The organism is Pinisolibacter sp. DMC19 (genome assembly GCF_056313985.1).
Genome location: NZ_JBQUZF010000002.1, coordinates 187,591 through 200,420 on the forward strand (window position 1 = coordinate 187,591; position 12,830 = coordinate 200,420).

General features: G+C 69.6%; 13 protein-coding genes. 5 read left to right on the top strand and 8 right to left on the bottom strand.

Translation table 11 applies throughout. From position 1 onward, the window contains the following. The first annotated feature begins 153 nt into the window (after positions 1 to 153). From ACT53U_RS05180 to ACT53U_RS05190, 3 genes are read left to right on the top strand one after another with little or no spacing between them, the layout of a single operon-like run. The gene (locus tag ACT53U_RS05180) at positions 154 to 1,323 is read left to right on the top strand and encodes a GNAT family N-acetyltransferase (protein WP_476153995.1); all 1,170 of its coding nucleotides are present in this window, start codon (positions 154 to 156) and stop codon (positions 1,321 to 1,323) included. Positions 1,324 to 1,377: 54 nt separating this feature from the next. Beyond that, positions 1,378 to 1,803 carry an HIT family protein gene (locus ACT53U_RS05185; RefSeq protein ID WP_476153335.1) on the top strand — a complete coding sequence of 142 codons (426 nt, stop codon included), beginning with the start codon at positions 1,378 to 1,380 and terminating at the stop codon, positions 1,801 to 1,803. A gap of 37 nt (positions 1,804 to 1,840) precedes the next feature. After that, a complete protein-coding gene (locus tag ACT53U_RS05190; protein ID WP_476153337.1) occupies positions 1,841 to 2,092 on the top strand; it encodes a GlsB/YeaQ/YmgE family stress response membrane protein in 252 nt (83 codons plus the stop codon). Positions 2,093 to 2,096: 4 nt separating this feature from the next. Here ACT53U_RS05190 and ACT53U_RS05195 read toward each other — a convergent pair whose 3' ends face one another. The 6 genes from ACT53U_RS05195 to ACT53U_RS05220 form a co-directional block, all read right to left on the bottom strand. Further along, positions 2,097 to 2,465, bottom strand: a complete 369-nt coding sequence (locus tag ACT53U_RS05195; RefSeq protein WP_476153339.1) for an AzlD domain-containing protein — start codon at positions 2,463 to 2,465, stop codon at positions 2,097 to 2,099. Then, entirely contained in the window at positions 2,462 to 3,415 is a 954-nt protein-coding gene (locus ACT53U_RS05200; RefSeq protein ID WP_476153341.1) for an AzlC family ABC transporter permease, read from the bottom strand. Before ACT53U_RS05200 ends, ACT53U_RS05195 begins: the two co-directional genes overlap by 4 nt. A 326-nt stretch (positions 3,416 to 3,741) precedes the next feature. After that, a complete protein-coding gene (locus ACT53U_RS05205; protein ID WP_476153343.1) occupies positions 3,742 to 4,128 on the bottom strand; it encodes a VOC family protein in 387 nt (128 codons plus the stop codon). A gap of 649 nt (positions 4,129 to 4,777) precedes the next feature. Beyond that, positions 4,778 to 7,231: an ATP-dependent Clp protease ATP-binding subunit ClpA gene (clpA, locus tag ACT53U_RS05210; protein WP_476153345.1), complete on the bottom strand. Its 2,454-nt coding sequence runs from the start codon at positions 7,229 to 7,231 to the stop codon at positions 4,778 to 4,780. 10 nt (positions 7,232 to 7,241) lie between these two features. Then, positions 7,242 to 7,571, bottom strand: coding sequence for an ATP-dependent Clp protease adapter ClpS (clpS, locus tag ACT53U_RS05215; protein ID WP_476138139.1), 330 nt, complete (start codon positions 7,569 to 7,571; stop codon positions 7,242 to 7,244). 339 nt (positions 7,572 to 7,910) lie between these two features. Beyond that, on the bottom strand, positions 7,911 to 8,234 hold the full coding sequence (locus ACT53U_RS05220; RefSeq protein WP_476153347.1) for a phasin family protein: 324 nt from the start codon (positions 8,232 to 8,234) through the stop codon (positions 7,911 to 7,913). Positions 8,235 to 8,576: 342 nt separating this feature from the next. Between ACT53U_RS05220 and ACT53U_RS05225 the strand changes: the two genes are divergently transcribed. Continuing rightward, positions 8,577 to 10,373 carry an SPOR domain-containing protein gene (locus ACT53U_RS05225; RefSeq protein WP_476153349.1) on the top strand — a complete coding sequence of 599 codons (1,797 nt, stop codon included), beginning with the start codon at positions 8,577 to 8,579 and terminating at the stop codon, positions 10,371 to 10,373. Here ACT53U_RS05225 and ACT53U_RS05230 read toward each other — a convergent pair. Continuing rightward, positions 10,367 to 11,158: a DnaJ domain-containing protein gene (locus ACT53U_RS05230; protein ID WP_476153351.1), complete on the bottom strand. Its 792-nt coding sequence runs from the start codon at positions 11,156 to 11,158 to the stop codon at positions 10,367 to 10,369. The two genes, ACT53U_RS05225 and ACT53U_RS05230, sit on opposite strands and share 7 nt — an antisense overlap. Positions 11,159 to 11,410: 252 nt before the next feature. Here ACT53U_RS05230 and panC point away from each other — a divergent pair, with 252 nt between their 5' ends. Further along, entirely contained in the window at positions 11,411 to 12,286 is an 876-nt protein-coding gene (panC, locus tag ACT53U_RS05235; RefSeq protein WP_476153353.1) for a pantoate--beta-alanine ligase, read from the top strand. 67 nt (positions 12,287 to 12,353) lie between these two features. Here panC and ACT53U_RS05240 read toward each other — a convergent pair whose 3' ends face one another. Then, positions 12,354 to 12,791 carry a hypothetical protein gene (locus ACT53U_RS05240; RefSeq protein ID WP_476153355.1) on the bottom strand — a complete coding sequence of 146 codons (438 nt, stop codon included), beginning with the start codon at positions 12,789 to 12,791 and terminating at the stop codon, positions 12,354 to 12,356. Positions 12,792 to 12,830 lie beyond the last annotated feature (39 nt).

Genomic DNA, 12,830 nt, shown 5'->3' on the forward strand with positions numbered 1-12,830 from the left:
GACGCCGATTTCCAGGGCCGGTTTCCGCAAGGGACCGGCCCTCTTCGTTTCGCGCGTCGGCACTGGCGCGCGGGGCACGAAGACCCATATGTTTCGAAGGGCGGCTGACGGAGGCTCGGCGTGACGGCAGAGGACGACGGCATCGCGGTGCGCATGGTCGGCTCGGTCGCCGAGATCGGCCGCGAGGCCTGGGACCGGCTGGCGGCTGCCCGCGGCGCGCACGCCGACGGACGGCCGGGCGATCCGTTCCTCTCCTTCGACTTCTTCCAGGCACTCGAGGCCTCCGGCTCGGTCGGCGGCAAGAGCGGCTGGCATCCGCGCCATCTCGTCGTCGCCGACGATCACGGTCGGCCGACGGCCATCGCGCCGGCCTTCCTCAAGACCCACTCCTACGGCGAATACGTCTTCGACCACGGCTGGGCGGAGGCGTGGACGCGGGCGGGCGGGCGCTATTACCCCAAGCTCCAGGTTGCGGTGCCCTTCACGCCGGTGCCGGGGCCGCGGCTCCTCGGTCTGCCCGGCGACGACATCGGCGCGCGGGTGCTGGTCGCCGGCCTCGAGGCGGTGGTCGGCGAGAGCGGCCTCTCCTCGGCGCACGCGACCTTCCTCTCGCCCGAGGACGTCGACGTCTTCCGCGCGGCGGGCTGGTCGCTCCGACGCGATCGGCAGTACCACTTCCCCAATCGCGGCTACCGCGACCATGCCGACTTCCTGTCGACGCTGATGGGGCGCAAGCGCAAGCAGATCCTGCGCGAACGGCGCGAGGCGCAGGCCGGGCTCGACATCGTCGCGCTGACCGGCGGCGACATCGACGATGCCCATTGGGACGCGTTCTTCGCCTTCTACATGGACACCGGCGCGCGCAAGTGGGGACGGCCCTATCTCAACCGCGCCTTCTTCTCGGCGATCGGCGAGACCATGGCCGACCGCTGCCTGCTGGTGATGGCCTTCGACGGCAGCCGGCCGATCGCCGGCGCGCTGAACTTCATCGGCTCCGACGCGCTCTATGGCCGCTGGTGGGGGGCGATCGAGGAGCGGCCCTTCCTGCATTTCGAGCTCTGCTACCATCAGGCGGTCGAATGGGCGATCGACCACGGCCTTTCCCGCGTCGAGGCCGGTGCGCAGGGCGAACACAAGATCGCCCGCGGCTATCTGCCGGTCGCCACCACCTCGGCACATTTCATCGCCGACCCGGGCTTTCGCGCCGCCGTCGACCGTTTCCTCGAGCGCGAAAGGGCTGAGGCCGAGGCGATCGACGCGGAACTGGCGGCGCTGTCGCCCTACGCCGACCGGCCGGCCGCGTGCGGCGCAGGATCGACTTGACCCGGAACGCCGGGCCGTCGACAGTCGCCGTCACGAACCCGAGGAGTACGCCCGATGACCGGTTATGACGACAGCAACGTCTTCGCCAAGATCCTGCGCGGGGAGATCCCTGCCCATGTGGTCTACGAGGATGCGGCGACGCTCGCCTTCATGGACGTCATGCCGGCCGTCGACGGCCACGTGCTGATCATCCCGAAGGCCAAGGCGCGCAACATTCTCGACGTCGCGCCGGCCGACCTCGCCGCCGTCGTCGAGACGACCCGCCGAATCGCGATCGCGGCGCGAGACGCCTTCCTCGCCGACGGCGTCACCATCCAGCAGTTCTCGGAGAAGGCCGGCGGGCAGGAGGTGTTCCACCTCCATTTCCACGTCATGCCGCGTCAGGCGGCCGATTCGCCGCGCAAGATGCCGCGCCCCTTCGCAGACCAGCAGATTCTCGCCGCGCACGCCGAGAAGATCCGCGCGGCCCTGGCGGAGTGATCCGCCGCGCGCACGAGCCCCACGGGAGGAGACGCCCATGATCGGAATCATCGTCTGGATCGTCGTCGGCGCCGTCGCCGGCTGGATCGCCGGGCTCATCGTCGCCGGTGGCGGCTTCGGCTTCATCGGCAACGCGGTGCTCGGTATCGTCGGTGCGGCGGTGGCGGGCTACATCCTGCCGCGCCTCGGCTTCGGCTTCGGCGTAGGCATCGTCGGCGAGATCATCCGCGCCACCATCGGCTCGGTGATCATTCTCGTGCTCCTGTCGCTGATACCGCGGCTGCGCTGAGACCTCAGTAGCCGAGGAGACGCCCCGCGACGAAGACAGCCTCGCCGGCCACGACGCCGAGGCCGATCGAATCGCGCCCGAGCCGGAAGGCGGTGAAGCCGACGACGAGCGCCGCGAGCCGCAGGGCGAGCGTCGCCTGAGCGAGTTCGCCGCTCGGGCTCAGGATCAGCTTGGCCACGACGCCGGCGACCAGCGCGGTGGCGATCGCCTTCACCGCGGTGAAGAAGGGGCTGTCCTCGGTCAGGCGGCCCGAGAAGGCGACACCGAGGAAGCGCCAGACGTCGTTCGCCGCCCAGCCGGCGATGGCGAGGAAGGTCCACTGCCACCACCAGGCATCGATCGAACGGAAGCCGAGGTCGAGCCAGCCGGTCATCGAGAGCCCTCCCCTCGCCCGCCGTGCCCGTCGTCGTCGGCATGCGGCTCCGATGCGGGGCCGAGATCGGCGGTGATGTCGGCGGCGCCGGTGGCGACGCGGGCCTCGGCACGACGCGCGAGGATGCGACCACCGACGAGCGCCAGCCCGCCGCCGACGACGCCGGTGAGCAGGAGGTCGATCGACGGGGCGATCGTCTGCATCACCGGGGCGACGAGGGCGCCGAAGACCAGCGCCAGCCGATCGGTCGGCGCCTTCACCGCGGCGCGCCACAGCGACAGGGCGAAATAGAGCGGCGTCAGCAGTACGAGCGCGGCGGCGGCGAGCGGCGGCAGTTCGGCCGAAGCGATCCAAGAGGCCGCGCCGACCACCATGCCGGCCGAGGTCAGGGTGATCGCGAAGCCGGCGAAGAACGGCGCCCGCCCGGCGCGCGGCAGGCTCGGCAGCGTCGTCATGCCGAAGACCCAGGCGGTGATGGCGACGAAGTGCGACAGGAAATAGAGCACCCAGCGCGGCGTCTTCTCGTCGCGCACCACCGGCATCAGCGACATCGTCATCGGCATCAGCCGCGCCGCGGAGAGCGCGACGGCGAACATGGTGGCGACGAGCGACATGCCGGAATGGACGGCACCGACCACCACGATCGCCGACGGCAGCGCCCAGACGAAGCCGACGAGACCGACCGTCTGCGCCAGCGTCAGCCCCGAGGCTTGCGCCAGACCGCCGAAGCCGATGAAGGCCATCATCAGGATGAAGGCCGGCAGCGAGAAGAACCGGCGTTGGCCGGCGAAGAACCAGCCCAGCGCCGAGCGCTCGACCTCGGGGGTGCCCTCCGGCGACGACGGGGGGGACGCGCGCGAGGTCGTGGCGGAGGCGGTCTCCGCGGACGGACCGGCAGCGGGGGCGCCGTCTTCGGGTTCGGGATGCTCGGGCGATGCGGGCGGCGACATGGGCAGGCGGGGTCCGGCGGCTTGCTGGGAGCGACGAAGAGACGCGAGCCTAGCATGCCGCCGCATGGCCCGCGCAGCGTCGTCCGCCGATCCGCCGTGCAAGGTCGCCAGCCGAACGGCGCCGGCGGCGAGGCATCACGGGCGGCGGCGAAACCTCGCGGGCGGTGTCATCGAGCCCGGCGAACGGAACCGAGGGCGCGACCGGCGCCGAAGGGAACGGCGCTCGGTCGTGCGGGATCGCGAGACACCCGGGCCGCACGGCTCCCCGCGATCGGGTGGCGCAAGGGCGGACCGGCGGTGCGGCGTCTCTCCTCCTTCGCCCCCCCTCACTCGGGCAGATGGCAGACCGCTTCGATGTTGTGGCCGTCGGGGTCGAGCACGAAGGCGCCCCAGTAGTTCGGATGGTAGTGCGGACGCAGACCGGGGCCGCCGTTGTCGATACCGCCGGCGGCGAGGGCGGCGGCATGGAAGGCCGTCACGGTGGCGCGGTCGGGCGCGGCGAAGGCGACGTGGATGCAGCCGGCGATCGCGCCGCCCGAGGAGAGCCAGAAGTCCGGCTTGCCGTCGGCGCCGAAGCCGACATGGGCCGCTCCGCCGGTCTCTTCCGCGCTCACCGCCATGATGACGCCGTAGCCGAGCGGCGCCAGCGCCGTCTCGTAGAAGGCACGCGACCGCGCCAGATCCGCGACCGGGAAGCCCAGATGATCGATCATGTGTCTCTCCTCGTTTTCGTTCTTTTGTCAGACCGACCGTGTGTCGGGTCGGTCCGTCGATGCCGGACGCAACCGGACGCCCGCCCCGTTCGATCGACGGGCGAGGCCGTCTGACCACGGCGATGCGTTCACGCAGGGCGAGAGCGGAGCCCTCTCCCGCAGCGCGCCGCGCCATGAACCCGTCTGCCGCCAGACGCCGGGAGCCTGGCGCCGACGCCCGATGAACCGTCGGATGACGGCCACCTCCCACGAACCGCGACCTCCGAACATCGTTTTCGATGCTCTGTATAATCGAACAAATCATGAACGTCGTCAAGTACGGCCGATCGACGCCGCGAGCATGATCGAGGCACCCGGAACACGCTGCGTCGAGCGGGCGATCTCCTCGGATCTCGGCCGACGAGATGCCTCGCCCGGTCGAAGAGCCCCCTCATCCGGCCCTGCGGGCCATCTTCTTCCGCGGAGGGGAGAAGGGAAGACGTGCCCGGCCGCGGGCGCGTGCGAGCACATCGGCTGGAGGCGGCGGCCGGATCCCCGGGCAACGGGATGTGCGGCGCCCCCTAGCCACCGCCCTCCCCGACCGCAATCGCCCCCAAACGAAAACGGCCCGCCGTGAGGCGGGCCGTCGTTCGTTCGTCGCGAGACCGGATCAGTGCCGGGTCGGTTCCTTCTTGACCACCGCGCGGGTCTTGGCCGGGACCGGCAGGCCGGACTTCGGCTTGCGGGCCTTGGGCGCAGTCGGCTTGGACGCGGCCGCCTTGGCGGACTTGCGGCCGGCCTTGACCTCGGGCTCGGGCGCCGGAGCGGCCACCGCGGTCACCGAGGGGATGGCCTCGAGCTTCAGCTCGTCCTTGCCGTCCTCGCCGGGGCCGACGGTCACCTTGACCACGCCGCCGCGCTTCAGCTTGCCGAAGAGGACCTCGTCGGCGAGCGGCTTCTTGATGTGCTCCTGAATGACGCGGCCGAGCGGACGGGCACCCATCTGGCGGTCGTAGCCGTGGGTGGCGAGCCAGTCGGTCGACGCCTGGTCGAGCTCGAAGGTGACGTTGCGGTCGGCGAGCTGCGCCTCGAGCTGCATCACGAACTTGGAGACGACCTGACGGATCACCTCCATCGGCAGGTTCTGGAAGGTCACCACCGCGTCGAGACGGTTGCGGAACTCCGGCGTGAAGAGGCGGTTGATCGCCTCGGTGTCGTCGCCCTTGCGCTCGACCCGGTTGAAGCCGATCGGCGCACGGGCGAGATCGGCGGCGCCCGCATTGGTCGTCATGATCAGAATGACGTTGCGGAAGTCGACCTTCTTGCCGTTGTGGTCGGTCAGGCTGCCGTGGTCCATGACCTGCAGCAGGATGTTGAAGAGGTCCGGATGGGCCTTCTCGATCTCGTCGAGCAGCAGGACGCAATGGGGATGCTGGTCGATGCCGTCGGTCAGCAGGCCGCCCTGGTCGAATCCGACGTAGCCGGGGGGCGCGCCGATGAGGCGGCTGACGGTGTGGCGCTCCATGTATTCCGACATGTCGAAGCGCAGCATCTCGACGCCGAGCAGGGTGGCGAGTTGCTTGGCGACTTCCGTCTTGCCGACGCCGGTCGGGCCGGCGAAGAGGTAGGAGCCGATCGGCTTCTCCGGTTCGCGTAAGCCCGCACGGGCGAGCTTGATGGCGGAGGCCAGCGCCTCGATCGCCTTGTCCTGACCGTAGACGACGCGCTTGAGGTTGGCGTCGAGATGGGCGAGCACCTCGGCGTCGTCCTTGGAGACCGACTTCGGCGGGATCCGCGCCATGGTGGCGATCGTCTCTTCGATCTCCTTGACGCCGATCACCTTGCGCCGCTTGTGCTCCGGCACCAGCATCTGCGCCGCGCCGCTCTCGTCGATCACGTCGATCGCCTTGTCGGGCAGCTTGCGGTCGGAGATGTAGCGTGCCGCCAGTTCCACCGCCGCCTTGACGGCGTCGTTGGTGTAGCGGACGTGGTGATGCTCCTCGAAATAGGGCTTGAGCCCCTTGAGGATCTCGATCGCGTCGGGAACGGTCGGCTCGTTGACGTCGATCTTCTGGAAGCGGCGGACGAGCGCCCGGTCCTTCTCGAAGAACTGACGGAACTCCTTGTAGGTGGTCGAGCCGATGCAGCGCACGGTGCCCGAGGAAAGGGCAGGCTTGAGCAGATTGGAGGCATCCATCGCGCCGCCCGAGGTCGCACCGGCGCCGATCACCGTGTGGATCTCGTCGATGAACATGATGGCGCCGGGGTATTCCTCGATCTCCTTCACGACCTGCTTCAGCCGCTCCTCGAAGTCGCCGCGATAGCGGGTGCCGGCGAGCAGCGCGCCCATGTCGAGGGCGAAGACCGTGGCGCCGAGCAGCACGGCGGGAACGTCGCCCTCGACGATGCGGCGGGCGAGACCTTCGGCGATCGCCGTCTTGCCGACGCCGGGATCGCCGACATAGAGCGGATTGTTCTTGGAGCGGCGGCAGAGCACCTGGATGGTGCGCGAAATCTCGGCATCGCGCCCGATCAGCGGGTCGATCTTGCCCTTCTTGGCCTTCTCGTTGAGGTTGACGCAATAGGCCTCGAGGGCGTCGGTCTTCTTCTTGGTCTCCGCGGCATTTTCGGTGGTCGACATGTCTTCCTCCGCTCCGCGAGGAGGCTTCGCCTCCGACATGCCGGCCCGCTTGGCGATGCCGTGGCTGATGTAGTTGACCGCGTCGTAGCGGGTCATGTCCTGCTCTTGCAGGAAATAGGCCGCATGGCTCTCGCGTTCGGCGAAGATGGCGACGAGCACGTTGGCGCCGGTCACTTCCTCGCGACCGGAGGACTGGACATGGATCACCGCGCGCTGGATGACGCGCTGGAAGCCCGCCGTGGGCTTGGCCTCGTCGTCGCCGTCGGAGACGAGATTGTCGAGCTCGGTGTCGAGATATTCGACGAGGTTGCGCTTCAGGATGTCGAGATCGACGTTGCAGGCGCGCATGACGGCGCCGGCATCCTGGTCCTCGATCAGCGACAGCAGGAGGTGTTCGAGCGTGGCGTATTCGTGATGACGTTCGTTGGCGAGATGGAGGGCGTTGTGAAGGGCCTTTTCCAGGCTGCGCGAGAAGGACGGCACGTGGGGAACCTCACTGCTTTTCCATGACGCACTGCAGCGGATGCTGGTTCTTGCGGGCGAAGTCCATCACCTGGGTGACCTTGGTCTCGGCCACTTCGTAGGTGAAGACGCCGCACTCCCCCACACCGTGGTGGTGGACGTGCAGCATGATGCGGGTCGCCTCTTCACGGCCCTTGGAAAAGAAGCGCTCGAGGACCGCCACGACGAATTCCATCGGCGTGTAGTCGTCGTTCAGCAGCAGCACGCGGTACATGCTGGGCCGCTTCACCTTCGGTCGCGTCTTCGTCACCACGCCGAGATCGGGATCGTCTTCGCCGGGGTGACGGGGGTCCTGTGCCATGAGCTTCTTCGACACGCATCGCTTCGCCGTCGAACGCTCGTCCGGAGCGGATACGGCAGGGGTTGAACGTGGCCCGAAGGCCGGTGAGACGTCCTGAAACGCCGCCCCTCCCGGAGACGCGGCTCCGGTACAGATGGGGATGACATCACCGACATTGTAGGGCATCGCCGCGCACTCGCAACGGCCCGCCGTCGATGTCACCCCCGATCGGGGCGTGAAATGCCATGCATCGTCCGTGCCGCGACGGCGCAGGGTGGAGCCCGAGCGGACACGAAAAAGGCCCGACCGTCGCCGGCCGGACCTCTGATCGCTGGATCGGAGAGCGAGAGCCCTCGACGATCACTTCTTCGGGATGAAGCTCTCGAAGGGCTTGGCGATGTCCTTGGCGATGTCGGTGTAGAGCTCGCCGATCTTGGTCGACTGGGCGACGAGGCCTTCGTAGACCTTCTTGGCGTAGTCCGACTGGATCTCGACGACCTTGTCGAGGCTCTTCGCGCCGGAGAGCTGCTCGAGCAGGGCGGAGCCTTCCTCGAAGGACTTCTTGGAATAGTCGGCCATCTCGGTGGCGATGGTCTGGAGGCCCTTGGAGAGCGTGCCGAAGGCCTTCTGGGCGTTCTCGGCGTTTTCCTTGGCGAGCTTCTGCAGATCTTCGACGGACGTCATCGGGGCTTCCTCCAGTGGGTCGTTCCGCGGCCGGCCACCCCGGTTCGCGGCATCGTCGGCGGTCGCAACCGTTCGGCGATGTTGCGATGCAATATGCCTGCTTTTCGCGCTGCGGTCAATTTCATTTCGCATCGCACAAATGCGTAATTCGTCTTCGCCGGTTTACCGATCATCAACCTCGACGGCGGCATCTTGGAGACTGTGGACGGGAGATCACGCTCGCCGTCGCGTTTCCGGCGTATCGGAGACGCGCGGCCGGCCCTTCGGGGTCGCGACACGGGCAGACCTTCCGATCGAACGGCGTCCGCCAGAAGGCGGACTGCGGCTTCGAGGAATGGAACAGTGCAGTATCCGCGTATCTTCGAGCCGGCGCGTCTCGGCAAGGCGCTCCTGGTCGGCATGGCCCTGTGTCTGGTGACGGTCGGTTCCGCCGAAGCGAAGCGGAAGATCCGCCATCCGCATCAGAGTCACAGCGTCTCCCGCTCGTCTCGCGACGACGGCGGCATCACCTCGTCGCCGCGTTACGCGGCCTTCGTGATCGACGACAAGACCGGCCGCGTTCTCTACGCCAAGAACGAGAACGAGCTGCGCCACCCGGCCTCGCTGACCAAGATGATGACGCTCTACGTCCTGTTCGAGGACCTCGAGCGCCGCCGCTTCACGCTCGGTTCGCGCTTCACCGCCTCGGCCAAGGCGGCGGCGCAGTCGCCCTCGAAGCTCGGCATCCGCCCCGGTCAGACCATTTCCGCCGAAGACGCCATCCGCGCGCTCGTCACCCGGTCGGCCAACGACGTCGCCGTGACCATCGCCGAGAACGTCGCCGGCACCGAACAGGCCTTCGCCAAGCGCATGACCGCGACCGCGCGGCGCATCGGCATGAGCCGCACCACCTTCCTCAACGCCTCCGGCCTGCCCAACGCCGACCAGTGGACCACCGCCAAGGACATCGTCACGCTCGGTCGGGCGCTGCAGGAGCGCTTCCCGGTCTACTATCGCTACTTCAACACGCGCTCCTTCGCCTGGGGCGGCGAGGTGATCGGCAATCACAACCGTCTGCTCGGCCGCATCGACGGTGTCGACGGCATCAAGACCGGCTACACTCAGGCCTCGGGCTTCAATCTCGTCACGTCGATCCGCCGCGACGGCCGCCACGTCGTCGCCTCGGTGCTCGGCGGTTCGTCGGGCCGCGAGCGCGACGACCACATGGCGTCGCTGCTGGCCCGCCACATCGGCTCGGCCTCGGCCGGCGCCAAGGTGTCGTCGGTGCTGCGGCTCGGCAAGTCGGCCGACGCCTCGGACGATTTCGGCGCCGACGACTACGTCGCGGCCGATCCGATCGCCACCGCCTCGATCCCGCCGGCTTCGGCGGCGCCGGTCGCCCTGCCCGTCCCGACGCCGCCGGTCGTCGCCGAAGCGCCCGCCCCCGCTCCGGCCGCGGCCGCGCCGGCCGAACCGGTCAAGCTCACCGCGCTCGATCAGGCCGCACCGACCGCGCCGATCCCGACCCGCTCGATCAACCGGCCGCGCATCGCCCGCACCGAAGTGATCGATCCCGGTCCGCTGCCGCTCGCCGAGACGCGCGGGTCGAACGATCACGGCGCCGCCGTCGCCATGGCCCGCGCCATCCTGCTGCCGCAGAGCATCACCCAGGCCGCAGCCCGCCCGGCCGCCCCCGCGGCCGAGGCCCGCGTCGCCGCCGTGGCGCCGCGCGCCGCCGAGCCGGAGACGCCGCCGTCGCTCGCCCATGCCACCGTCTCGATGTCGGAAGTGGCGGCGCTGACCACCGGTTCCGTGCCGACCCGTGCCGCCGAGCCCGCTCCGGCGCCGGCCATGGCGCCTGCCGCCCGTTCCGCCGAACCCGCCGTTCCGTCGCGCGCCGTCGAGGCCGCCCGCGCCGGCTGGCTGGTGCAGATCGGCGCCTTCGACGAGGAGACCAAGGCCCGCGCGGCGTTGGTCGACGCACGTATCAAGGGCGGCAAGTCCGTCGCCCTCGCCGATGCCGTCACCGAACAGATCGGCGGCGGCTCGGGCAAGCTGTGGCGGGCCCGTTTCGCCGGCTTCGAAAGCCAGAACGCCGCCGACGGCGCCTGCAAGGCGCTGAAGCGGAAGAAGATCTCCTGCCTCGCCTTGCGTCAGTGACCGGAGGGACCGCGATGATTGCCGATCAGACGATCCTTGGCGGCGTTGATCTCCGCGGCGAGGAAGTTCGACCCGCCCCGGTCCGGGTGCACGGCCTTCATGAGCCGTCGGTGAGCAGCCCGCACTTCGGCTTCCGAAGCGCCTGGGCGAAGGCCGAGAATCTGATGGGCCTCCTCGTCGGTCATCGCGCCCGGGCGCGCCGGACGGGACTGCCCCGGTGCCGCGTCCTGGTCAACGTGCTGACGCCAGAGGGGCACCCGGCGGTCGAGATACGCCTCCAGCAGTGAACGGCCGTCGGGATCGAAGGCGATGTCGCTCCGGAGCGCGAACAGATCCTCGACCGACAGATGCGCCAGTTCCCGACCCTCGAAGCGACCGGCGAGGACGCGGCCCGACAGGATGCCGCTGCCCCGGTCGATCTCGACCTCGAGCGCGGCGGTGCGGATCATCGCCCTCGCCCCGGCATCGCGGCGGCCGGCGCCGAAGAGATCGCCCCAGCGACCGAGAAACGGCCTGACCCAGCGGGCATAGCCGCCGGCGGCGGGACCGGCCACCATCAGCGCGAAGACGAAGAAGGGCAGCGCCGCCAGGAACTTGCCGGTGACGAGCAAGACCACCGCGAAGGCCATCAGCGCGGCGCCGCCGGCACGGCGCAGCTTCGACTCCATGGTCGAGCGCTCGCCCGAGAACACCGATTGCGCCAGGACGGCCAGCCCCACGGCCAGCGCCAACGCCAGGAACGTCGCATTCATCTTGTCGTCCGCATCCCCGAACCGCTTCGCCACCCAAGGCATAGCATCCCCGCGCCGGGCACGCAGCCCCGCGGACCGGCGACGTGCTACCAAGACCGGCACGATCGCGACGGCCGCGACAGGACGCCGCCGCGGCACGGTCTCATTCGTTCGTTTCAATCGATGAGATCGGACTGGAATCGGAAGCTCGCTTCCGACATAGTGCCGCACTGCAACAAAGCGGGTCCCGGCCGCGCCCCGGAAGGACGACGGCGACCCGATCGCGCAACGAAGGTCGAGAGACTCATGTCCGGACAGTCCATGCCGTCGCCTGCCGCCCGTCCCGCCGTCGTGCGGACGATCGCCGATCTCCGCGCCCAGGTCGCGCGCTGGCGCAAGGCCGGCGAGACCGTCGCCATGGTGCCCACCATGGGCGCGCTGCATGCCGGCCATCTGGCGCTGGTCGCCGAAGGCCTGAAGCGCGCCGACCGCGTCGTCGTGTCGATCTTCGTCAACCCGACGCAGTTCGCTCCGCACGAGGACTTCCAGACCTATCCGCGCACCGAGACCGCCGACGTCGAGAAGCTCTCGACGCTTTCCGCCGACCTCGTCTTCGCGCCGTCGGCGCTGGAGATGTACCCGCTCGGCAACGCCACCCGCATCGAGATGGGCGGGCCGGCGAAGGGGCTCGAGACCGACTTCCGGCCGCACTTCTTCGGCGGCGTCGCCACCGTCGTCTCCAAGCTGCTGATCGCCTGCGGCCCCGACGTCGCGCTTTTCGGCGAGAAGGACTATCAGCAGCTCGCCGTGGTGCGCCGCATGGCGGCCGATCTGGTGCTGCCGGTCGAGATCGTCGGCGCCGCCACGGTGCGCGAAGCCGACGGGCTCGCCCTGTCGTCGCGCAACGCCTATCTCTCGGCCGAGGAGCGGGCGATCGCGCCGCGGCTCGCCGCCGAGATGAACCGCGTCGCCGAGACGGTGCGGGCGGGCGGCGACGCCGCCGCCGCCGAGAAGGCCGCCGGTGAGGCGCTGCTTTCGGCCGGTTTCCGCCAGATCGACTATGTCGCGGTGCGCAATGCCCAGACGCTCGAGGCGCCCTCGGGCGAGGCGGGTGAGCCGCTGCGCGTGCTGGTCGCCGCCTGGCTCGGCAAGACGCGACTGATCGACAACCGCGCCGTCTGATCGCGACGCACGGACACATCGAGGCCTCGGATGCCCATACGGGTTTCCGGGGCCTCTCGTTTTCGGGTCAGCGGCTGATGGTGGTGCCGAGGCGGACCGAGGAACGGCTGCCGGAGAGCGTCACGGCGGTGTCGCCCTTCGTCCATTTGACGCCGCCGGCGAAGCTGCGGTTCCAGCCCGGCTCCTCCTTCTCGACGCGATCCGGCAACGTGCCCTTGGGGCGCAGCGGGCCTTCGAGCGGCGTTGGCGCCTCGGGAAGCGTCGCGACGTCGGCCGGCTGTTCGCCGGTGCCGTCCGGCGCGGCGACGGTCGCCGCATCGTCCGTCGTCCCTTCGGCGGGAGCCGCGGCATCGGTCTGCACCGGCGCCGGGGTGGATCCGACCGGCGGCAGCGGCGTCACCTCGAACTCGGAACGCGGCGCCGGCTCGTCGGCGCGGGCCGGCAGGGCGGCGGCGAGGACGAGGGCGAGGACGGCCGAGAGGCGAACGAGGGCGACGGCTGGCAAGGGGCGATCTCCGTGAGGTCGCGGCGACAGTGACCGCCG

What these genes read in the sequence shown, in the direction of transcription:
- ACT53U_RS05180 (WP_476153995.1), top strand. Translation starts at nt 154, where the DNA reads ATGGTCGGCTCGGTCGCCGAGATCGGCCGCGAGGCCTGGGACCGGCTG.
- clpS (WP_476138139.1), bottom strand. Translation starts at nt 7,571, where the DNA reads ATGGCACAGGACCCCCGTCACCCCGGCGAAGACGATCCCGATCTCGGC.
- ACT53U_RS05185 (WP_476153335.1), top strand. Translation starts at nt 1,378, where the DNA reads ATGACCGGTTATGACGACAGCAACGTCTTCGCCAAGATCCTGCGCGGG.
- ACT53U_RS05220 (WP_476153347.1), bottom strand. Translation starts at nt 8,234, where the DNA reads ATGACGTCCGTCGAAGATCTGCAGAAGCTCGCCAAGGAAAACGCCGAG.
- ACT53U_RS05195 (WP_476153339.1), bottom strand. Translation starts at nt 2,465, where the DNA reads ATGACCGGCTGGCTCGACCTCGGCTTCCGTTCGATCGATGCCTGGTGG.
- ACT53U_RS05200 (WP_476153341.1), bottom strand. Translation starts at nt 3,415, where the DNA reads ATGTCGCCGCCCGCATCGCCCGAGCATCCCGAACCCGAAGACGGCGCC.
- ACT53U_RS05205 (WP_476153343.1), bottom strand. Translation starts at nt 4,128, where the DNA reads ATGATCGATCATCTGGGCTTCCCGGTCGCGGATCTGGCGCGGTCGCGT.
- panC (WP_476153353.1), top strand. Translation starts at nt 11,411, where the DNA reads ATGTCCGGACAGTCCATGCCGTCGCCTGCCGCCCGTCCCGCCGTCGTG.
- ACT53U_RS05190 (WP_476153337.1), top strand. Translation starts at nt 1,841, where the DNA reads ATGATCGGAATCATCGTCTGGATCGTCGTCGGCGCCGTCGCCGGCTGG.